This window comes from Leisingera sp. XS_AS12 (assembly GCF_041224635.1).
Classification (GTDB): Bacteria; Pseudomonadota; Alphaproteobacteria; order Rhodobacterales; family Rhodobacteraceae; genus Leisingera.
Window position 1 is genome coordinate 41,681 of record NZ_JBGFGM010000100.1, and the last position, 18,806, is coordinate 60,486.

The window sequence follows — 18,806 nt, forward strand, 5'->3', positions numbered from 1 at the left end:
CGTGGTGCGATGTTTCATCGGCACACTGTCAATTTCAGTTGCACAGCGTTCTAGGCCCGGCGGCGCGGAGGAGCAAGAGGGCAGGTGGCACAGAGAGCTTTGAGGCGGGCGGAAGCCCCTTGAATCGTACGGGCTGACAGCCCCGGCAGCGCCGGTCCGTCCCCGTGGGCGGGCGCTTGGCTGCTGCATGCGAACGGGCGCTGTCCTTCGCGATGGTTCGCCTGTGCCTGATTCAGCCTCTTGGCGGGGTGCAGCAGGAGGGCTAGAACTGGCAGACCGAGCAGAACTTCAGGAGGTCGCCTTGGACACATCCGCCCGCATCAGCCAGACCATTGCCGCAGAGATCGGCGCTGCCGCCAAGCAGGTGAGCGCCGCGGTGGCGCTGCTGGATGAAGGCGCCACCGTGCCCTTTGTCGCGCGCTACCGGAAAGAGGCAACCGGGGGGCTGGATGACAGCCAGCTGCGCACCCTGGCGGAACGGCTGGAATACCTGCGCGAGCTGGAAAAGCGCCGCGCGGCCATCCTCGAGTCGATCAAGGGGCAGGACAAGCTGACCGATGAGCTGGCGGCCTCGATCGCCAAGGCCGAGACCAAGGCACAGCTCGAGGATATCTACCTCCCCTACAAGCCGAAGCGGCGCACCAAGGCGATGATCGCGCGGGAAAACGGGTTGGAGCCGCTGGCCGAGGCCATTCTGGACAATCGCAACGCCGACCCGGAGAAACTCGCCGAAGGCTACATCACCGAGGCAGTGCCGACGGTGAAGGATGCGCTGAACGGCGCGCGGGACATCCTGACCGAGCGGCTGACCGAGAATGCGGGCCTGCTGGGGCGCTTGCGGACGTTCCTGCAGCGCGAGGCCGTGCTGACCGCGCGCGTGGTCGAGGGCAAGGAGCAGGAAGGCGCCAAGTTTTCGGATTATTTCGACCACAGCGAGCGCTGGGCCGATGTGCCGTCGCACCGGGCGCTGGCGATGCTGCGTGGTGCCAATGAGGGCGTGCTGACGCTGGATGCCGGACCGGAGCCGGAAGAGGGCGCGGCCCGCGCCGAGGCGATGGTTGCGGCGGAGCTGGGCGCTGGCGGCAACGGGCCGGGGGACGTCTGGTTGCGCAAGGTCGCAGGCTGGTGCTGGCGGGTGAAATTGAGCCTGTCGATGATGCTGGAGCTGATGAGCGATCTGCGAGCACGTGCCCAGGAGGACGCCATTCAGGTCTTTGCCCGCAACCTCAAGGACCTGTTGTTTGCAGCGCCAGCCGGTGCGCGACCGACCCTCGGGCTGGATCCGGGCATTCGCACCGGCGTCAAGGCCGCGGTGGTTGACGCAACCGGGAAATTGGTGGCCACCGAGACGCTGTACCCGTTTCAGCCGAAGAATGATCTGCGCGGTGCGCAGGTGGCGATCGTCAAGATGATCGCGGAACATGGGGTCGAGCTGATCGCCATCGGCAATGGCACTGCCAGCCGCGAGACCGAGCGTATGGTCGCGGAGGTGCTGAAGCATCTGCCCGCCAAGATCAAGGCACCGACCAAGGTGGTGGTGAGCGAGGCAGGGGCCTCGGTCTATTCCGCGTCGGAACTGGCGGCGCGGGAATTCCCCGATCTGGACGTGTCCCTGCGCGGCGCGGTGTCGATCGCGCGACGCCTGCAGGATCCCTTGGCGGAACTGGTGAAGATTGAGCCCAAGAGTATCGGCGTTGGCCAGTACCAGCATGATGTCGACCAGCACAAGCTGACCAAATCGCTGGAAGCGGTGATCGAGGATGTGGTGAACGCTGTCGGCGTCGACCTCAACATGGCCTCTGCGCCGCTGCTGTCCCATGTGTCGGGTCTTGGCCCCGGTCTGGCCGAAGCGATCGTTGCGCATCGTGACCAGAACGGGCCGTTTGCCTCCCGCAGGGAGTTGCTGAAAGTGGCGCGCCTCGGGCCCAAGGCCTTTGAGCAATGCGCGGGCTTCCTGCGCATCCGGGATGGCAAGGAGCCGTTGGACGCCTCGGCCGTGCACCCGGAATCCTATGATGTGGCGCGCAAGATCGTGGCAGCCTGCGGCCGTGACATCCGCGAGATCATGGGCGACGCCGCGGCGCTGAAAAAGCTGAGGCCGGAAGATTTCGTCAGCGGCGATGTCGGCCTGCCGACGGTGCGGGACATTTTCGCTGAACTGGAGAAGCCGGGCCGAGATCCCCGACCGTCCTTCGTCACCGCCGCTTTCAAGGATGGGGTGGAGGAGATCACCGATCTGAAACCGGGCATGGTGCTGGAAGGCACCGTGACCAATGTCGCCGCCTTTGGTGCCTTTGTGGATATCGGCGTGCATCAGGACGGGCTGGTGCATGTCAGCCAGTTGGCGGACCGTTTCGTGAAAGATCCGCATGAGGTGGTCAAGACTGGCCAGGTGGTCAAGGTCACGGTGACCGAGGTCGACGTGCCGCGCAAGCGCATTGGCCTGACGATGAAGAAGGATGGCGGCGCGTCTGCGCGAGACGACCGCAACGCGCGCGGCGGAGCCCGGGCAGGCGACCGCGCGGGGCCCAAAGGCGGGCCTGCGCGCGGCGGCGGCAAGCCCGGCGGCGCCAAGGCCGGGCGGGGCAAGTCGCAGGGTGACCAGAAAGGCGGCGCGGGAACGGGCGCGCTGGGCGCGGCGCTGATGGACGCCTTCAAGAAGACCTGAGGTCGCGCAACGCGGCTCGGCGTGTTGCGGACGCGCGCCGGGTCGCGGCGGCGGGCGGGTGTTCTCAGGCCGGGGTGAACCGCGGGCCTTCCGCGGTGAAGGTCACCGTTTGACCGGCGGTGATTTCCTTGCGGAAATGTCCGGCGATGGCGGCCAGCCCTTCCGCTTCTCCGCGGGCGGCAAACCGGCTGACGGAGCGCACCCGAGCGCTGTTGTCGAACCCTTCTGCGGCATGGGCCCAGACCATTGGGTGCAGCTCTTGCAGGTGGTCGCGGATCAGCCAGTCGGCGGCGCTGGCGATCCGTTGCCGGTTCGCGGCCGCCTGATGCGACGCTTCCGATTGGGTGTCTTCGGCCCGGCGCAGGGTAACGCAGCAATACGCGGTGAGGAGATTGATCATCTCCTGCGAGGGTGCGGCGGCGACAATGTCGCGCAGACCGGCTAGGAAGACCCGCGTGTCAACGCGGGCGCAGGCCTGATCATCCAGCGCCAGCGCATCGAAATAGACCCAAGCATACCCGCCCGCGCCCCAGGTGTCGGCGGTGTTGGCCGCGGTGCGGCGGGCCTCCAGTTCGAGGGCAGCATAGGAGCCTGCACTGCGGGGCAGCATCAGGGTTCCCAGGCTGCGCATCGGACGGTGATTTCGGGGCAACAGGGCGATCAGGGCGCCGAATTCATCGGCGACATCCTCGGGGGCGTGGCCCTGGCCCGCCAGCAGTGCACATTGCGCGGCCCTCAGAAACGGGCTGTCCGCGCTGAGTTCTGCAATGGGGTGAAGCAGCGCGGCGGCGCGGTTGAAATGGGCGGCGCAGCGTCGCTGGTTGGGCGGGGTGACGGCTTGGCGGGTGTCTGGTCTGCGCCAGGCCCAGCCGATGTCGATATGCGCCAGTGCCACCAGTGCGGTCAGATAGGGATCGCGGCGATGTTCGGCACGCAGCGCCTCAAAGGCCATCAGGCCCCGGATCAGCGCGCGGCTGCCCGCATCCTTGCCTTCTGCCAGCGCGTGCTCGGTGGCATGCACCACATCCGCGCGCGCGCCAAAGGCGATAAGCTCGGCGATCGGCAGACCAGAGCTGGTCACGGTCCTGGCCTGATCCGCGGCACGAATCTCGGCGGACAGTTCGGCCCACAGCTCCTGACGGGCGAGGAATTGGCCCTGGTCCTGTGCAGCAACCGCTTCGGGGTCTCCGTCCGCCTCGCAGATCGGAATCGACAGGCTGTCCTCCAGTCGGGTGGCGGGGCTTGCGACTGTCTGCTCAACCGGCTTCGGCTGCGTCGTTGGCACCGGGACCGGCACCGCAACCGGCACGGCGCGGGCTTTGGAGGCGGAGCGCAGTTGGCCGCCAGGCGCAGTGGCGGAGAGCAGGCCGGAAATCCGCGAGAACATTTCCCGCGCCTGTCGAGACGGATTGAACATTTGCGCGTCCTGAAGATTGGCAGCTTGTCGTTACTGGCATTCTCGTCAGGCATTGGGGCGCAATCATGGCGCGACTGGGGAAGTTCCTGAGCGAAGGCGATAATTCGCCGCAAACAGGCAAGATCGCACGCAGGTTTCCGCGCGGGCAGCCAATCGGTTCTGTTGTACGCCAACGGGCAGCAAGGCCGTATCAGAACGGGGAGAAATGGTGGCGTTTGCAGCGCAGCCCGTGGGCGGCAAATGCGGCTTCCAGCCGATCTATGGGTGGGGTCGCCTCTTGCGGCAGGCGGAGGCGCTGTCCGTCTTTCAGGACGAGCGTCGCGCGCCGGGAGAAGTCCCAGCGGGTGTCGAGGCGCAGGTGGTCGACCTCCTCCAACTTCACGAAGCCGGTCAGCCGTCCACTGTGCCAGTCAACCCGTTGGGGCGACATCGTCAGCCCGGCACTGGGATTGCGGATCAGATCTAGAAGGGCTGGCAGCACCGGCAGCGTCAGAAGTGCTATGACCAGCGGCGAGGCCTCCAGCAGTAGCCAAAGGCCCAGCAATGCAGCCAGCCAGGCAGTCACCAGCGCAAACGCGGCAGGGGACCGCCCCCGACGGGCGAATGTGAAATCCGCCGGGGGAGGCTTGGTTTGCGGGTCAGGCATCCAGGATCCGGCTGACCATCTCGTTGGTGTCGCGGCTCAACCCGTCGGTGCCCGCGATCCGCAGGAGCTGCTCACGGATCCGTTCCTGACGGGCGGTGTCGTAGCGCTTCCAGGTCTGGAAGGCCGCGCACATGCGGGCCGTGGTCTGCGGGTTGAGCTTGTCGAGGGCGATCAGGTTGTCGGCGAGGAGCACGTAGCCGTCACCGCTGGCATGGTGGAACCCTGCATGATTGCCGGCCAGCGCGCCGAAAACGGCGCGGAAGCGGTTGGGGTTCTTCATGTCAAACAGCGGGTGCCGGGTGAGGGCGGCCGCGGTGGCGGCTGCATTCTCGGGGGAGGCACAGGCGATTTGCAGGGCGAACCACTTGTCCATCACCAGGCGGTCGTGCTGCCACTGGTCAAAGAAGGCCTGCGACTGCGCATCGGCCTTTTCCGCTTTCATCAGGCAGGACAATGCCGTGTACTGCTGGGTCATGTTGTCCGCCGTCGCATATTGGCGCGCGGCCTGCTCGCCGCCGTCCAGCCGGGTCAGCAGCGACAGGATGCGACCGTTCAGTGCGCGTTTGCCGGCGCTTTCGGCGTCCGGGCGATAGGGGCCGTCGACCGTCGTGGCGGCGTAAAGCCGGGGCAGGCTGGTCTCCAGTTGCTGCGCCAGCGTCTGGGCAAAGGTTTCGGCCGCATCGTAGATTTTTTGCGGATCCGGCGTGTGGCCGCGCTCTGCCAGGGTCTGGGCGATGTCGGCCTGGCTCGGCGGCGACAGCACCAGCGCCCGGAAGGCGGGGTCCTGGTCGTCGTCGCGCACCAGTTTTTCAAGGGCGTCCAGATAGGCCGCGTCGGGGGTGGCACCGTCAACGACCATCGCCACGCGGACTTCCTTGGCCAAGGCGTTGCCCGCTTCCCAGCGATTGAAGGGATCGGTGTCATGCGCCAGCAAGAAGGCGCGTTCGGCATTGGTGGTCTCGCGTTCGAGGATCACCGGGGCCGAGAACTCGCGCAAGATGGAGGGCACCGGCTTGGCGGCGAGGCCCTCGAAGGTGAAACTCTGCCTGGCTTCGGTCAGCTCCAGCACTTCGGTGCCACGCACCTCGTCGCCGTTGGGCGACAGCAGGCCGACCGCCACCGGAATCACGCGCGGCGCCTTCTGCGGCTGGCCGGGGGTGGGCGGCGTCGATTGCTCGAATGTCAGGGTATAGGTGCCGTCGGCGTAGTCCTCCGAGACTTTCAAGCGGGGGGTTCCGGCCTCGCTGTACCACAGCTTGAACTGGCTGAGATCGCGCCCGGTGGCATCCTCGAAGACCTTCAGCCAGTCTTCGATGGTGCAGGCTTGGCCGTCGTGGCGCTCAAAGTAGAGTTTGAGCGCCTTGTAGTAATTGTCATCCCCCACCAGCCGCTTCAACATGCCGATCACCTCGGCGCCTTTTTCATAGACGGTAGCGGTGTAGAAGTTGTTGATTTCCTGGAACTGTTCGGGGCGCGGCGGGTGCGCGAGCGGGCCGTTGTCCTCGGGGAACTGGCGGGCACGCAGGGCGATCACGTCCTCGATCCGCTTCACCGGCTCCGAGCGCATGTCGGCGGTGAACTGTGCGTCGCGGAACACCGTCAGCCCCTCTTTCAGGCACAGCTGGAACCAGTCGCGGCAGGTGATGCGGTTGCCGGTCCAGTTGTGGAAATACTCATGCGCGATGATCGCTTCGATGCGTTCGAAATTGGCATCCGTGGAGGTTTCGGGCGACGCCAGAACGCAGGAGGAGTTGAAGATGTTCAACCCCTTGTTCTCCATCGCGCCCATGTTGAAGTCATCGACAGCGACGATGTTGAAGAGTTCGAGGTCGTATTCCAGGCCGTAGACATCCTCGTCCCATTTCATCGACTTCTTCAGCGCTTCCATGCCGAAGGCGCATTTGTCCTCATCCCCCGGGCGGACCCAGATGTTCAGCTCGACCTCCTTTCCCGATTTGGTGGTGAACTGACCGGGGTGGTTGACCAGGTCGCCAGCCACCAGCGCAAACAGATAGGCCGGTTTCGGCCAGGGATCGTGCCATTCGGCCCAGCCCTCGCCTTTGCCCATGGGGTTGCCGTTGGACAGCATCACCGATGCGTCGCCCTCGATGCGCACGGTGAAGGTGGACATCACGTCGGGACGGTCGGGGTAATAGGTGATCTTGCGGAAGCCCTCGGCCTCGCACTGGGTGCAGTACATGCCGTTCGACATGTAGAGCCCCTCCAGCGCGGTATTGCCCGCCGGGTTGATTTCCACCTCGGCTTCCCAGGTGAAGGGGGCGCTGGGCACGTCGCATTTCAGGCCACCCTCAACAAGCGTCGGTGACACCTCCTGACCATCAATCTTCGCCGAGATCAGCTTCAGCTCCTCACCGTGCAGGAAGAAGGTCGCGTCCGTGGCATCTGCCTTCGGAGCGAAGCGGATCTTGCTGAGAACGCGCGTGGCTTCGGGGGCGAGGTGGAAGGTCAGATGAACGCTTTCTATGTCGTATCCGAATGGCGTGTAGTCTTTCAGGTAGATGGTTTCGGGGGCGGTGGCAGGACTGGCATCTTTCACGGCGGAACCTCATTTTGGGGGAACCGGAGCGGGTCCGGCACGTTGTTTCCCTAGTCGTAGGCAACAGCAGGCGGAGCGGCAAGCCGTCCTGCGTGTCAATTTGTTACCTTAAGGAGATCAGTTATGTCAGCACCGGACACCAATGTTGAGCGTCAGAAGAAAGACCACAAACCTTCGCTGCTGGGTATCGGCGCTGCCGCAATTTTTGGTGTGGCCGCGATCGCATTGCTCACGCTGATGGTCGTTGACCGCGCGAGTGAGGATGACACCGCCGAGCTGCCGGCGACCGCGGATGAGGTGCAGGCGGTCATCAACGGTACCGCTGACTGATATTGGGCCCGAGCCCGTTTGCCGGGGCGTGCAGCGAAAGCTGTGCGCCCTTTTCTTAGGGGCTCCCAGCTATTGCATATTCGGAATTCTTTTCGGCACTTTCTTGAAAATCAAGAAATTGCGTTTGGTTTCACAGGATGGCTGTTTTGTTGCTGATCGGAAACTTCTGCCCTAGGTAGGATGCAGCATACAGTGGTGTACCGCCGAAAGGAGCAAGTCATGAGCCGGGTCGAAAAACAGGGAATTCAGGTCGCGCCGGAACTGGCGGAGTTCATCGAAACGCAGGCGCTGCCCGGTACCGGGGTTGCGGCAGAGGCCTTCTGGTCCGGCCTGGCAGACCTGGTGAATACCTTTGGCCCCGAGAACCGTGCGCTGCTGCAAAAGCGCGAGGACATCCAGGCCAAGATCGATGCCTGGCATATCGCGAACCGCGACAAGCCGCATGACCATCAGGCCTATAAGACCTTCCTGAGCGAGATTGGCTACCTGCTGCCCGAGGGCGATGACTTCGAGATCGAGACCAGCAACGTCGATCCCGAGATCGCAAAGGTGCCGGGGCCGCAGCTGGTGGTGCCGATCACCAACGCGCGCTACGCGCTGAACGCGGCCAATGCCCGCTGGGGCAGCCTGTATGACGCGTTCTATGGCACGGACGCCATGGGCACGCCTGCGCCCAAGGGCGGGTATGACAAGGGCCGCGGTGCCCGCGTCGTTGCCCGCGCACGGGTGTTCCTGGATGAGGCTTTCCCGGTGGAGGGCACCAGCCACGCCGACGCCCGCCGCTATCACGTGCAGGATGGCGCGCTGCTGGTTGATGATCTGCCGCTTGCGCAGCCGGAAAAATTCGTCGGCTACCACGGCAACCCCAAGGCCCCCGATGCCGTGCTGCTGCGCAACAATGGCCTGCATGTGGAGCTGGTCTTTGACCGGACCCATGCGATCGGCGCGCGCGATCAGGCGGGGCTGGCGGACGTGCGGCTGGAAAGCGCGATGTCGGCGATCATGGATTGCGAGGATTCGGTCGCCTGCGTCGACGCCGAGGACAAGGTTCTGGCCTATTCCAACTGGCTCGGCCTGATGAAGGGCGATCTCGAAGCCAAGCTCGACAAGGGCGGTAAGACCCTCACCCGCCGCCTGAATCCGGATCTGGACTACACCGCGCCGGATGGCTCTGCCCTGACCGTGAAGGGGCGCGCCCTGTTGTGGGTGCGCAACGTCGGCCACCTGATGACCAACCCCGCGGTTCTGGATAAGGACGGCAACGAGGCCTACGAGGGGCTGCTCGATGCGTTGATCACCGTTGCGATTGCCATGCATGATCTCAAGCGGGATGGCGGCAACTCTGCCCATGGCTCGGTCTATGTGGTGAAGCCCAAGATGCACGGGCCGGAAGAGGTCGCCTTTACCGACCGCATCTTTGACAAGGTCGAGGACATCCTCGGCCTGCCGCGCCACACCGTGAAAATCGGCATCATGGATGAGGAGCGCCGCACCTCGGTCAACCTGAAGGAATGCATCCGCGCCGCCAAGCACCGGGTCGCTTTCATCAACACCGGCTTCCTTGATCGCACTGGCGACGAGATCCACACCTCGATGGAGGCTGGCCCCTTCAGCCGCAAGGATTTCATCAAGCGCAAGGGCTGGATCGGGGCCTATGAGAACCTGAACGTGGACATCGGCCTGGAATGTGGCCTGTCCGGTAAGGCGCAGATCGGCAAGGGCATGTGGGCGATGCCCGACATGATGGCGGCGATGCTGGAGCAGAAGATCGAGCATCCCAAATCCGGCGCCAACTGCGCCTGGGTGCCCAGCCCGACCGCCGCAACCCTGCATGCGCTGCACTATCACAAGGTCGATGTGATGGCGGTGCAGGCCAAGCTGAAGGCGGGCGGACGCCGCGCCCATGTGGACGGTATCCTGGAAATTCCGCTGGCGAGCTTCCGTCGCTGGACGCCGGAACAGATCGCCCGCGAGGTGGACAACAACGCGCAAGGCATTCTGGGCTACGTGGTGCGCTGGGTCGATCAGGGGGTGGGCTGCTCCAAAGTGCCGGACATCAACGACATCGGCCTGATGGAAGATCGCGCCACCTGCCGGATCTCGGCCCAGCATATCGCCAACTGGCTGCACCACGGCGTGGTGAGCGAGGAGGAGGTGATGGCCTCGATGCGCAAGATGGCGCAGGTCGTTGATGCGCAGAACCGTGGCGACAACAGCTACCGCGCGATGGCGCCGGGCTATGACACCATCGCCTTTCAGGCCGCCTGCGATCTGGTGTTCAAGGGGCGGGTGCAGCCCTCGGGCTACACCGAGCCGGTGCTGCACGCGCGCCGTCTCGAGCTGAAGGCGCAGGCTGCGGCAGGCTGATTGCGGCCTGCGTCGAACTGACCCGCGCAAAACAGTTTCGCCGCAAATGCGGCTAGTCAAAGGGGGCCGTTTGGCCTCCTTTTTCGTTCTGACGCAAGGTAAGCGAAAGGCAGGACGGATATGGCTGGGATTTCTCTGAGCGAAGCGCGCGGCATCATCGGGGCGGCGCTGGAAAAGGGCCGCGCACTGGCGCTGAAGCCCTTGTCGGTGGTGGTGCTGGATGCGGGCGGCCATGTGCAGGCCTTCGTGCGCGAGGACGGCGCCGCGCCAGGCCGCTTTGCGATCGCGCAGGCCAAGGCCTATGGCGCGGTGATGCTGGGCATGGGGGGCACGGCGCAGATGGCGCGGGCCGAGGCGCAGGGTTATTTCATGGCGGCGGTGAACGGGGTCTATGGTGGCCAGGTGGTGCCGGTGCCGGGCGGCGTTCTGGTGCGCGACAGCACAGGCGCGGTGATTGGCGCGGTGGGCGTGACCGGCGATACCTCCGACAATGACGCCATCGCGGCGCTGGCCGGGATCGAGGCCGTGGGCCTGCAGGGCGAGGCCTGAGGCGCGCGCCGGGCGTCTGCGCCGCCTGTCGTCCGGCTGCAGGACCATCGCGCATGTGTGTGCGTGAACAATGTGTTGCGCGGTGCCGACTGTTGAACCCTGCAGAGGGCAGAGCTAGGTTTTCCCACAGGCATTAGTTTCGCGGGTGGATCATGGCGCGTCCCAAGGTTGGCATTATCGGCAATTCCTATCTGATCAACGATCAGTACCCCGTGCACGCGGGCGGCACGATGAACTCCGAGGCTGTGGCCGAGGTGGCGGGCTGCATGCCGCTGATGATCCCGTCAGACCCGCGCTTCGTCACGGTAGAGGAACTGCTGGACACCTTCGACGGCTTCCTGCTGACCGGCGGCCGCCCAAACGTGCACCCCGCGGAATACGGCGAGGCCGAGACCGAGGCACATGGGGCCTTTGACCGCGCCCGCGATGCCATCACCCTGCCGCTGGTGCGGGCCTGCGTCGAACGCGGTCAGCCGTTCCTGGGCATCTGCCGCGGCTTTCAGGAGGTGAACGTGGCGATGGGCGGCACGCTCTACCCCGAGATCCGCGACCTGCCGGGGCGGATGAACCACCGGATGCCGCCCGATGGCACGCTGGAAGAGAAATTTGCCCTGCGTCATCCCGTCAAATTCAGCTCCGGCGGGGTGTTCCATCAGCTGATGGGCGCCGAAGAGGTTATGACCAACACGCTGCACGGGCAGGGCATCAAGCGCCCCGGCCCGCGTGTGGTGGTGGACGGGCATGCGCCCGATGGGACGCCAGAGGCCATCTACATCAAGGATGCCCCCGGTTTTACCTTGTCGGTTCAGTGGCACCCGGAATGGGATGCCGCCAATGACCCGGTGTCGCGTCCGCTGTTCGAGGCCTTTGGCCGCGCGGTGCGCGGCTGGGCTGATACCCGCGTTCAGGCCGGATTCCAGAAAAGCGCCTGACCCGCACAACGTCGCAAGAGGTTTAAGATGACACTGGCAACCAAAGGGGCTGCCGGGAGCGGATCGTCCGCTTACCGCATCCGGCCCGGCAGGCCGGAGGATGCCGCCGCGCTGGCAGAGGTTTTTCATGCCGCGGTGCATGGGCTGGCCAGCCGTCACTACACCCCGGAGCAGATCCGCGCCTGGTGCCCGGAACACCCGCCGACCGAGGTATTCGGGCGGCGGCTGTCGGACGGGCGGCAGCTGTGGGTGGCGGTCGATGCGGAGGATATGCCTGCCGCGTTCATCGATCTGGAAGCGGACGGGCATGTGGATATGCTGTTCTGCCATCCGCGCGCTGCGGGGCAGGGCGTGGCCGCGGTACTGTACGCGGATCTCGAGGCTGCGGCGCGGCAGGACGGGCTGACCCGCCTCCATGTGCGCGCCAGCGAGGCGGCACGCGGGTTCTTTGAGCATCAGGGGTTTACTGTGCAGCAGCGCTGCGTATTTGAGCGTGACGGCGTGATGATGCACAACTACCTGATGGAGAAGCACCTCGCCTGACCTGCCCTCGGCCCACCCGGTGCCGGGCAGGCCAGGGGCTGTGTCAGACCAGCAGGTCGAAGTCATGCATCAGGGGCAGCCGCCGGGCCCGGATGCCGGTCAGGTCGAACAGCGCATTTGCCAGCGCCGGAGCGGCCGGGGGCGTGCCGGGCTCACCCGCGCCGCCCATGCGCGGCTGGTTCTCCAGAAGTTGCACCTGCACCGCGGGCATCGTGTGCATGCGCAGGGCGTCATAATCCGGGAAATTGCCCTGCTCGGCGGCCCCATCGGCAAAGGTGATCTCGCCAAAGCAGGCCGCCGACAGCCCATAGGCCATGGCCCCGAACATCTGCGCGCGGGTGTTGTCGGGGTCGATCACCCGGCCCAGATCGGCGGCAATCCAGGCGCGGGTCATGCGGATGCTGCCGTCCTGCTGTGCGACCTCGATCACCTGCGCAACCGGGGTGCCAAAGCTGTAGCACAGCGCCACGCCGCGCCCGGTGCCTGCCGGGGATGGGCTGTCCCAGCCGGACATTTCGCGCACGGCCTCCAGCACCGCTGCAGCGGGTTCCCATTCGCGCCGCGCCATCTCCAGCCGGAAGTCCAGCGGATCGCGCTGGGCGGCATGGGCCATTTCGTCGACGAAGCTTTCGACAAAGAAGGCGTTGAAACTGTTGCCGACCGAGCGCCAGAAGCCCACCGGCACCTCCACGTCGGACAGATGCCCGGCCATGCGGTGGTTGGGGATTGCGTAGGGCGTGTTGAAGAACCCCTCCACATGCACCTTGTCGGGGCCCGCGGCGGGCAAGCCCGCGACGCGGTCCATTGCCTGTGCCACCGGCGAGGCGGCGGCCACCTTGCCATCCAGCAGCACCGCTTGGCCGTCCTTCACCGCGCCGCGCATCCGCGCCAGCGCGCCGGGGCGGTACATGTCGTGGCGCAGGTCCTCCTCGCGGCTCCAGGTCAGCTGCACCGGCACGCCGGGCATCGCCTTGGCCAGGCGGGTGGCGTAGACGGCGTAGTCGAACTCGACCCGCCGCCCGAAGCCGCCGCCCAGGTAGGTGGTGTGCAGATCCACCTGTTCGGCGTCCAGCCCGGCTTCGGCTGCGCATTTCATCTGTGTGAAACCGGGCATCTGGTTGCCGCACCAGACAGTCAGCTTGCCATCCTCAAGGAGGGCGGTGGCGTTCATCGGCTCCATCGTTGCATGGGCGAGGTAGGGCACCTGATACTCCGCCGCCAGCTCCGTCGCGCCGGGCGGCAGCTGGTCTGCGTCGCCATCGTCCCGCATCACGGAGTTGGGGGCGTCGTCGAAGGCTTCGGCGATGCGGGCAAAGATCTGATCGGTCTCGGGCGGGTAGGGCGCCGCCTGCCAGTCGATCTGCACCGCCTCTGCCGCCTGCATAGCGAGCCAGGTGTTGCTGGCCACTACGGCAATGCCGCTGCCCATGTCGACGACGCGCTCCACGCCGGGCATTTTCAACGCGTCTGTGGCGTCAAACCCGGACATGCCGCCGCCCTGTGCCGGGTTCATGCGCAGGGCTGCGAATTTCATCCCGGGCAGGCGCACGTCGATGCCGAAGGTTGCCGTGCCGGTGGCCTTCGAAACCATGTCGACGCGGTGCTGCGATTTGCCGATCAGCCGCCACTGGCTGCTGGGGCGGAGTTCTGCCTCGATCGGTTCCAGCTGCGCCGCGGCCTCTGCCAGATCCGCGTAAGCGATTTTGGTGCCGTCCGGGGCGATCACCGCACCCTGCGCGGTGCGCAGTTGGCTGCGGGCCACACCCAGCCGCTCGGCGGCAGCCTGTTTCAGGGTCTCGCGGGCGCTTGCACCGGCCGCGCGCAGGCGGACAAAGCCATCCTTCATCGAGGTGGAGCCGCCGGTGCCGTGCAGGTTCAGCACCTTGCCCAGATGCCCCAGCGCGTTGCCAATGGCATGGCTGATCTCGCCACGGTCATAGCCCTTGCCCGGCAGCGCATCGGTCATGAAAGCGGAATTGTAATAGGCCTTTGCGGCGGGGCCGTGCAGAACCCGGACCTGATCCAGATCCACGTCCAGCTCCTCGGCGATCAGGGCGGCCCAACTGGTTTTCACGCCCTGGCCCATCTCGGCGCGCGGCGCATACAGGGTGACGCCCTGCTGGTCGATCAGCACAAAGGGATTGAGCGCGGCCTCGCCCTTGCCAGCGGTCAGCGGGTTGGGGGCGGGGCGGCTGACGGAATAGGCGCCAAAGGCCACACCGCCGACAATGGCGGCAGAGCCGATCAGGAAACTGCGACGGGCGATCTTGCCAATGCTGGCCATGGTTTATGCCTCCTGCAGCTTGCGTGCGGCGGTGTGCACCGCGGCGCGGATGCGCGGGTAGGTGCCGCAGCGGCAGAGGTTGCCCTGCATCGCCTCGTCAATATCCGCATCCGACGGTGTGGGGTTTTCGGCCAGCAGGCTGGCGGCCTGCATGATCTGCCCCGACTGGCAGTAGCCACATTGCGCCACCTGGTGATCCACCCAGGCCTGCTGCACCGCGGCCATGGCGTCCGGCGTGCCAAGCCCCTCGATCGTGGTGACCTCGCCCCAGACATCCGACAGCGCCACCTGGCAGGAGCGCACCGCCTCGCCGTCGATATGCACGGTGCAGGCGCCGCAGGCCGCCACGCCGCAGCCATACTTGGTGCCGGTGAGGCCGATTTCGTCGCGCAATACCCACAACAGCGGGACCTCGCCTGGGAGATCCACCTGATGCGGCGTTCCATTGATGCGGAGGGTTGTGGACATGGCTGGCTCTCTGCTTGGCTGAGTGGGTTGTGACACGCTGACAAAAATGATTAATTCTGTCAGCGTGTCAATTGACAAATTTCGCCGGGACGGTCAGACCTCGCGCCATGACCCTGAAGATGACCGGACTTGATCCCAAGCAGCAGGCAATTCTTGGCGCCGCCTGGAGCGCCTTTGCCACCTATGGTTTTCGCAAGACGTCGATGGATGACATCGCGCGGGGGGCGGGCATGTCGCGCCCGGCGCTGTATCTGCATTTCAAGAATAAGGACGCCATTTTTCGCGCGCTGGTAACGGTTTACAACGCGGAAGCCTGCGAAAACCTGCGCGCGGCGCTGGCCGGGCAGGGCACGTTGGAGACCCGTCTGCTGGCCGCGTTTCAGGCGCAGGTCGGGCCAGCGGTGGAGGCCATGCTGACCTCTCCGCATGGGTTGGAAGTGTTCGAGGCGGGCATGAACGCCGCCGCCGAGGATATCGAGGCAGGCGAGGCCGCGTTCCGGGCGATCTATGCCGACTGGCTGGAGGCGGAGGCCGCCGCCGGGCGGGTCAGCCTGACCGGTCCCAGCGCGGAGATTGCCCGCACCATCTGCGCCGCGCTGAAGGGCCTGAAGCATACCTCCGGCGATTTTGCCACCTATCAGGCCGGGGTGCGGCAGCTGGCCAAGCTGCTGGGCGCTGCGCTGACACCGCGCTAAGGCGGGCCGGTGTCCCGGCCCGCAGGGCTGCGTTAGAGCTCGGTGCGCAGGTGCCAGAGTTCTGGGAACAGCTCCACCTCCAGCATCCGTTTCAGATAGCTGACGCCGCCGGTGCCGCCGGTGCCGCGTTTGAAGCCGATGACGCGTTCCACCGTGGTGACGTGGTTAAACCGCCAGCGGCGGAAATAGTCCTCGAAATCGACCAGTTTTTCTGCCAGCTCATAGAGCTCCCAGTGGTCTTCGGGCGCGCGGTAAACCTCGGTCCAGGCGGCCTGCACGGCCGGGTGGGGCTGGTGCTTTACAGCGGGGTCGCGCTCCAGCACCTCGGCAGGCAGCGGGAAGCTTTGTGACAGCGCCCGCAGCGCCACGTCGTAAAGGGACGGCTGCGCCAGTTCCGCCTCCAGCAGCTCCACCAGGTCGGGGCGGTGGGCGTGCGGCTTCAGCATGGCGCGGTTTCGGTTGCCCAGCATGAATTCGATCAGCCGGTATTGATGCGATTGAAAGCCGGAGCTCTGCCCCAGCGCATCGCGGAACCGCGTGTAATCGGAGGGCGTCATGGTCCGCAACACGTCCCAGGCCGAGTTCAGCTGCTCGAAGATCCGGGCGACGCGGGCCAGCATCTTGAAGGCCTGCCGGGCTTCGCCGCTGATCAACTGCTGCCGCGCTGCGGTCAGTTCATGGATCGCCAGCCGCATCCACAGCTCAGACGTCTGGTGCTGGATGATGAACAGCATTTCATCATGGGTGTCGCTCCAGGTCTTCTGGGCGTTCAGCAGCATGTCCAGCGACAGGTAGTCGCCATAGGACATGCGGTCCTTGAACGACATCTGCGCGCCTTCCTCGGCGGGATCATAGGGTTTGCTCATCGGTGTCTTCCTTTTCCTAAGTGTAGCATATGTCAGGGAAGGGAAGCGCACCTCCGGTTCAGCGTGCCGCATTGGGCCAGGCGGCGCCACAGCGCGACCCAGCCCGCCGGACGGCACAGCGGCAGATGGTAGGAGCGTCGCAAGCGCATCAGGTGACAGCGTTGCGGATCTTGTACTCCGGGTTGTCCCACAGCGCGTTGGTCATCACATCCGCAACGATGTCAGTTGCGGCCCGCACGTCAGCCTCGTCGATATAGAGCGGGGTGAAGCCGAAGCGCATGATGTCGGGGGCGCGGAAGTCGCCGATCACGCCGCGGGCGATCAGTGCCTGCATTGCGGCGTAGCCCTCCCGGAACTTGAACGAGACCTGGCTGCCGCGGTAGGCCGCGTCGCGGGGAGAGGCCAGTTCCAGCTGCGGACATTTGGCCTCGACCTCGGCGATGAACAGGTCGCACAGCTGCATGGACTTCGCGCGGACCTCTGCCATGTCCGCCATGTCCCAGATGTCCATCGCCGCCTCCAGCGAGGTCATCTGCAACACCGGCGGAGTGCCGACGCGCATCCGCTCGACACCGCGGCCGGGCCGGTAATCGAGGTCGAAGGCAAAGGGGGCCTCGTGCCCCAGCCAGCCCGACAGCGCAGGGCGGGCCTTCTCGGCGTAACGTGGTGCAACATAGATGAAGGCCGGGGCGCCGGGGCCGCCATTCAGGTATTTATACGTGCAGCCAACACCGAAGTCCGCGCCGCAGCCTGCCAGATCCACCGGCAGTGCGCCGGCGGAATGGGCCAGGTCCCAGACCGTCAGAACGCCCATCTCGTGCGCCTTGGCCGTCAGCGCGCGCATGTCGTGCTTGCGACCGGTGCGGTAATCCACCTCTGTCAGCATCAGCACCGCGATGTCATCGGTGATGTTCTCTTCCACGGCCTCCGGGTCGACCACGCGCAGTTCATACTCCGCTCCCAGGGAGGTCAGCAGCCCCTGGGCGATGTAGAGATCGGAGGGGAAGTTGCCGTTGTCTGACAGGACCACCTTGCGGCCGGGGTTCAGTTCCAGCGCTGAGGCCAGCGCCTGGTAGACTTTGATCGACAGCGTGTCGCCGACGATGACGTGACCGGGCTCAGCGCCGATCAGCCGACCGATCCGATCTCCGAGATCGCGGGATTTCTGCATCCAGCCAGCCTTGTTCCAGCCGGTGATCAGCATGTCGCCCCACTCGTGCTGCATCATGTTGCCGACCCGCTCGGTTGCGGCGCGTGGCAGCGGCCCCAGCGAGTTGCCGTCAAGATAGATCGTGCCCTCGGGCAGGTGGAACATCGCCTTGGTGGCCGCAAAATCAGTCATCGGAGCCTCACTTGCTCATGGTATTTTATGCTTAAAGCATATAGCGGTGCTATCCCAAGCCACGCCTTCTGTCCAGTGATAGTCTGATCCCGCACGGTGCAGCGATCCGGCCTGGGCCAGCGATACGGCTCTATCCGTGATGGCTTGGCAACCACGTTGCGTTTGGCGGCGCGCCGCCAAACGCGTGGCGCGGTCGGGGTGTTCTGTGCGGCGGCTCGCAGGAGCGAGACCGACCTCGGCCAATTTGCCGCAGTTGCATTTGCGCATGGCAGACTATGGTCGCAGTGTTGGTGCCAGACAGGCGCCAGCGTCCGGATGACCCGCCGCGAGCCCGACAGACCCTTCAGAATTAGCGATGGGCATTTGGACAAAACTGTGCAGGATCTTGCCGCAGGATGGAACGGATTCGCCGTTTTTGTGCAATCAGCGGCAAACTGTTCTTTTCTTCGCGACGGGGCCAAATGGCTCTGGACGATGTGGCCGGATATGGGAAAGCTGCCCGCCATGTACGTGTATTTGCTGGATAATGTTGCCGAGGCCTGCGGATGACGGGCTGTCTGGCTTTCCCTTTTGTCGGGGCCTCTGATCGGGGGCTGCATGATCTGACTGCGCATGCGCTTAGGACCGGAGGTCTATTGGCACGGCTGCAGTACGGGAACAGGGACCCATGTCGCGTATCCGGCAACAAAGGCGACGGGAAAGCGAGGCGGCCAACCTGACATTTCCGCGTCGCGGCGTAATTTTGCGGCGATGCAGCAATTTTGTTGCGCAACAATCTTGCGCCATGTACGAAGTAAATTCACGATCTGTACCCGGACAATCGGCGTCCGGGCAAGACGAGGGGAAAAGCGGTGAAACTAGGGACACCAAAAGAGACATTTCCGGGCGAGAACCGCGTTGCGCTGACGCCGGACTCTGCGCGCCAGCTGCAGAAGCTGGGCTACGCTTGCGCGATTGAGACCGGGGCCGGGGCGGCGGCGGGGTTTTCCGACGCGGCCTACGCCGAGGCGGGCGTCGAGATCGTCAAGACCGCGGCGCAGCTGTGGAAGACGGCCGACATCATCGCCAAGGTGCGCCAGCCCAATGAGACCGAGCTGAAGCGGCTGACCAAGGGCAAGACGCTGATCTCCTTCTTCAATCCC

15 protein-coding genes and 1 pseudogene are annotated in these 18,806 nt (G+C 65.2%); 9 read left to right on the forward strand and 7 right to left on the reverse strand.

The annotated features are described in order from the left end of the window. Nucleotides 1-301 precede the first annotated feature (301 nt). Nucleotides 302-2,668 carry a Tex family protein gene (locus tag AB9K35_RS11840; RefSeq protein WP_369926303.1) on the forward strand — a complete coding sequence of 789 codons (2,367 nt, stop codon included), beginning with the start codon at nucleotides 302-304 and terminating at the stop codon, nucleotides 2,666-2,668. 64 nt (nucleotides 2,669-2,732) lie between these two features. On the opposite strand, the gene AB9K35_RS11845 is transcribed toward AB9K35_RS11840, so the two are convergent. The 3 genes from AB9K35_RS11845 to pepN all read right to left on the reverse strand — a co-directional run bounded on the left by AB9K35_RS11845 (nucleotide 2,733) and on the right by pepN (nucleotide 7,288). Beyond that, nucleotides 2,733-4,085 (reverse strand): hypothetical protein, encoded by a 1,353-nt coding sequence (locus AB9K35_RS11845; RefSeq protein ID WP_369926305.1) that lies wholly within the window; start codon nucleotides 4,083-4,085, stop codon nucleotides 2,733-2,735. A 190-nt stretch (nucleotides 4,086-4,275) separates the two neighbouring features. After that, complete coding sequence (locus AB9K35_RS11850; protein WP_369926307.1) at nucleotides 4,276-4,731, reverse strand: hypothetical protein; 456 nt, start codon at nucleotides 4,729-4,731, stop codon at nucleotides 4,276-4,278. Continuing rightward, the gene (pepN, locus tag AB9K35_RS11855) at nucleotides 4,724-7,288 is read right to left on the reverse strand and encodes an aminopeptidase N (protein ID WP_369926309.1); all 2,565 of its coding nucleotides are present in this window, start codon (nucleotides 7,286-7,288) and stop codon (nucleotides 4,724-4,726) included. Before pepN ends, AB9K35_RS11850 begins: the two co-directional genes overlap by 8 nt. A 123-nt stretch (nucleotides 7,289-7,411) precedes the next feature. Between pepN and AB9K35_RS11860 the strand changes: the two genes are divergently transcribed. The 5 genes from AB9K35_RS11860 (at nucleotide 7,412) to AB9K35_RS11880 (ending at nucleotide 12,009) form a co-directional block, all read left to right on the forward strand. After that, complete coding sequence (locus AB9K35_RS11860) at nucleotides 7,412-7,618, forward strand: hypothetical protein (protein ID WP_222455898.1); 207 nt, start codon at nucleotides 7,412-7,414, stop codon at nucleotides 7,616-7,618. Nucleotides 7,619-7,837: 219 nt separating this feature from the next. Continuing rightward, on the forward strand, nucleotides 7,838-9,985 hold the full coding sequence (locus tag AB9K35_RS11865; RefSeq protein ID WP_369926311.1) for a malate synthase G: 2,148 nt from the start codon (nucleotides 7,838-7,840) through the stop codon (nucleotides 9,983-9,985). A 120-nt stretch (nucleotides 9,986-10,105) separates the two neighbouring features. After that, nucleotides 10,106-10,534 (forward strand): heme-binding protein, encoded by a 429-nt coding sequence (locus tag AB9K35_RS11870; RefSeq protein WP_369926313.1) that lies wholly within the window; start codon nucleotides 10,106-10,108, stop codon nucleotides 10,532-10,534. Nucleotides 10,535-10,686: 152 nt separating this feature from the next. Continuing rightward, a complete protein-coding gene (locus AB9K35_RS11875) occupies nucleotides 10,687-11,466 on the forward strand; it encodes a gamma-glutamyl-gamma-aminobutyrate hydrolase family protein (RefSeq protein WP_222455901.1) in 780 nt (259 codons plus the stop codon). Nucleotides 11,467-11,493: 27 nt separating this feature from the next. After that, complete coding sequence (locus tag AB9K35_RS11880; RefSeq protein WP_369926315.1) at nucleotides 11,494-12,009, forward strand: N-acetyltransferase family protein; 516 nt, start codon at nucleotides 11,494-11,496, stop codon at nucleotides 12,007-12,009. Nucleotides 12,010-12,052: 43 nt separating this feature from the next. Here the strand turns inward: AB9K35_RS11880 and AB9K35_RS11885 are convergent, their stop codons facing one another. Together AB9K35_RS11885 and AB9K35_RS11890 are read right to left on the reverse strand one after the other, a co-directional pair. Then, nucleotides 12,053-14,293 (reverse strand): molybdopterin cofactor-binding domain-containing protein, encoded by a 2,241-nt coding sequence (locus tag AB9K35_RS11885; protein ID WP_369926317.1) that lies wholly within the window; start codon nucleotides 14,291-14,293, stop codon nucleotides 12,053-12,055. Between the two features lie 3 nt (nucleotides 14,294-14,296). Next, nucleotides 14,297-14,761 (reverse strand): (2Fe-2S)-binding protein, encoded by a 465-nt coding sequence (locus AB9K35_RS11890; protein ID WP_369926319.1) that lies wholly within the window; start codon nucleotides 14,759-14,761, stop codon nucleotides 14,297-14,299. Nucleotides 14,762-14,868: 107 nt separating this feature from the next. Here AB9K35_RS11890 and AB9K35_RS11895 point away from each other — a divergent pair, with 107 nt between their 5' ends. Next, on the forward strand, nucleotides 14,869-15,456 hold the full coding sequence (locus tag AB9K35_RS11895; protein WP_369926321.1) for a TetR/AcrR family transcriptional regulator: 588 nt from the start codon (nucleotides 14,869-14,871) through the stop codon (nucleotides 15,454-15,456). 32 nt (nucleotides 15,457-15,488) lie between these two features. Here the strand turns inward: AB9K35_RS11895 and kynA are convergent, their stop codons facing one another. Further along, a complete protein-coding gene (kynA, locus tag AB9K35_RS11900) occupies nucleotides 15,489-16,322 on the reverse strand; it encodes a tryptophan 2,3-dioxygenase (protein WP_369926323.1) in 834 nt (277 codons plus the stop codon). Nucleotides 16,323-16,470: 148 nt separating this feature from the next. Continuing rightward, nucleotides 16,471-17,664 (reverse strand): kynureninase, encoded by a 1,194-nt coding sequence (gene kynU, locus AB9K35_RS11905; protein ID WP_369926325.1) that lies wholly within the window; start codon nucleotides 17,662-17,664, stop codon nucleotides 16,471-16,473. Nucleotides 17,665-17,979: 315 nt separating this feature from the next. On the opposite strand from kynU, the gene AB9K35_RS11910 reads away from it, so the two are divergent. Together AB9K35_RS11910 and AB9K35_RS11915 are read left to right on the forward strand one after the other, a co-directional pair. Then, nucleotides 17,980-18,213 carry a hypothetical protein gene (locus AB9K35_RS11910; RefSeq protein ID WP_369926326.1) on the forward strand — a complete coding sequence of 78 codons (234 nt, stop codon included), beginning with the start codon at nucleotides 17,980-17,982 and terminating at the stop codon, nucleotides 18,211-18,213. Between the two features lie 302 nt (nucleotides 18,214-18,515). Continuing rightward, nucleotides 18,516-18,806, forward strand: a pseudogene (locus AB9K35_RS11915) (NAD(P)(+) transhydrogenase (Re/Si-specific) subunit alpha); the annotation flags it as partial.

Excerpts from the sequence above, each read along its gene's own strand:
- AB9K35_RS11880 (WP_369926315.1), top strand. The coding sequence starts at position 11,494 with ATGACACTGGCAACCAAAGGGGCTGCCGGGAGCGGATCGTCCGCTTAC.
- AB9K35_RS11845 (WP_369926305.1), bottom strand. The coding sequence starts at position 4,085 with ATGTTCAATCCGTCTCGACAGGCGCGGGAAATGTTCTCGCGGATTTCC.
- AB9K35_RS11890 (WP_369926319.1), bottom strand. The coding sequence starts at position 14,761 with ATGTCCACAACCCTCCGCATCAATGGAACGCCGCATCAGGTGGATCTC.
- AB9K35_RS11885 (WP_369926317.1), bottom strand. The coding sequence starts at position 14,293 with ATGGCCAGCATTGGCAAGATCGCCCGTCGCAGTTTCCTGATCGGCTCT.
- AB9K35_RS11850 (WP_369926307.1), bottom strand. The coding sequence starts at position 4,731 with ATGCCTGACCCGCAAACCAAGCCTCCCCCGGCGGATTTCACATTCGCC.
- kynA (WP_369926323.1), bottom strand. The coding sequence starts at position 16,322 with ATGAGCAAACCCTATGATCCCGCCGAGGAAGGCGCGCAGATGTCGTTC.
- AB9K35_RS11865 (WP_369926311.1), top strand. The coding sequence starts at position 7,838 with ATGAGCCGGGTCGAAAAACAGGGAATTCAGGTCGCGCCGGAACTGGCG.
- AB9K35_RS11870 (WP_369926313.1), top strand. The coding sequence starts at position 10,106 with ATGGCTGGGATTTCTCTGAGCGAAGCGCGCGGCATCATCGGGGCGGCG.
- AB9K35_RS11910 (WP_369926326.1), top strand. The coding sequence starts at position 17,980 with ATGACCCGCCGCGAGCCCGACAGACCCTTCAGAATTAGCGATGGGCAT.
- AB9K35_RS11875 (WP_222455901.1), top strand. The coding sequence starts at position 10,687 with ATGGCGCGTCCCAAGGTTGGCATTATCGGCAATTCCTATCTGATCAAC.
- AB9K35_RS11895 (WP_369926321.1), top strand. The coding sequence starts at position 14,869 with ATGACCCTGAAGATGACCGGACTTGATCCCAAGCAGCAGGCAATTCTT.
- AB9K35_RS11860 (WP_222455898.1), top strand. The coding sequence starts at position 7,412 with ATGTCAGCACCGGACACCAATGTTGAGCGTCAGAAGAAAGACCACAAA.
- kynU (WP_369926325.1), bottom strand. The coding sequence starts at position 17,664 with ATGACTGATTTTGCGGCCACCAAGGCGATGTTCCACCTGCCCGAGGGC.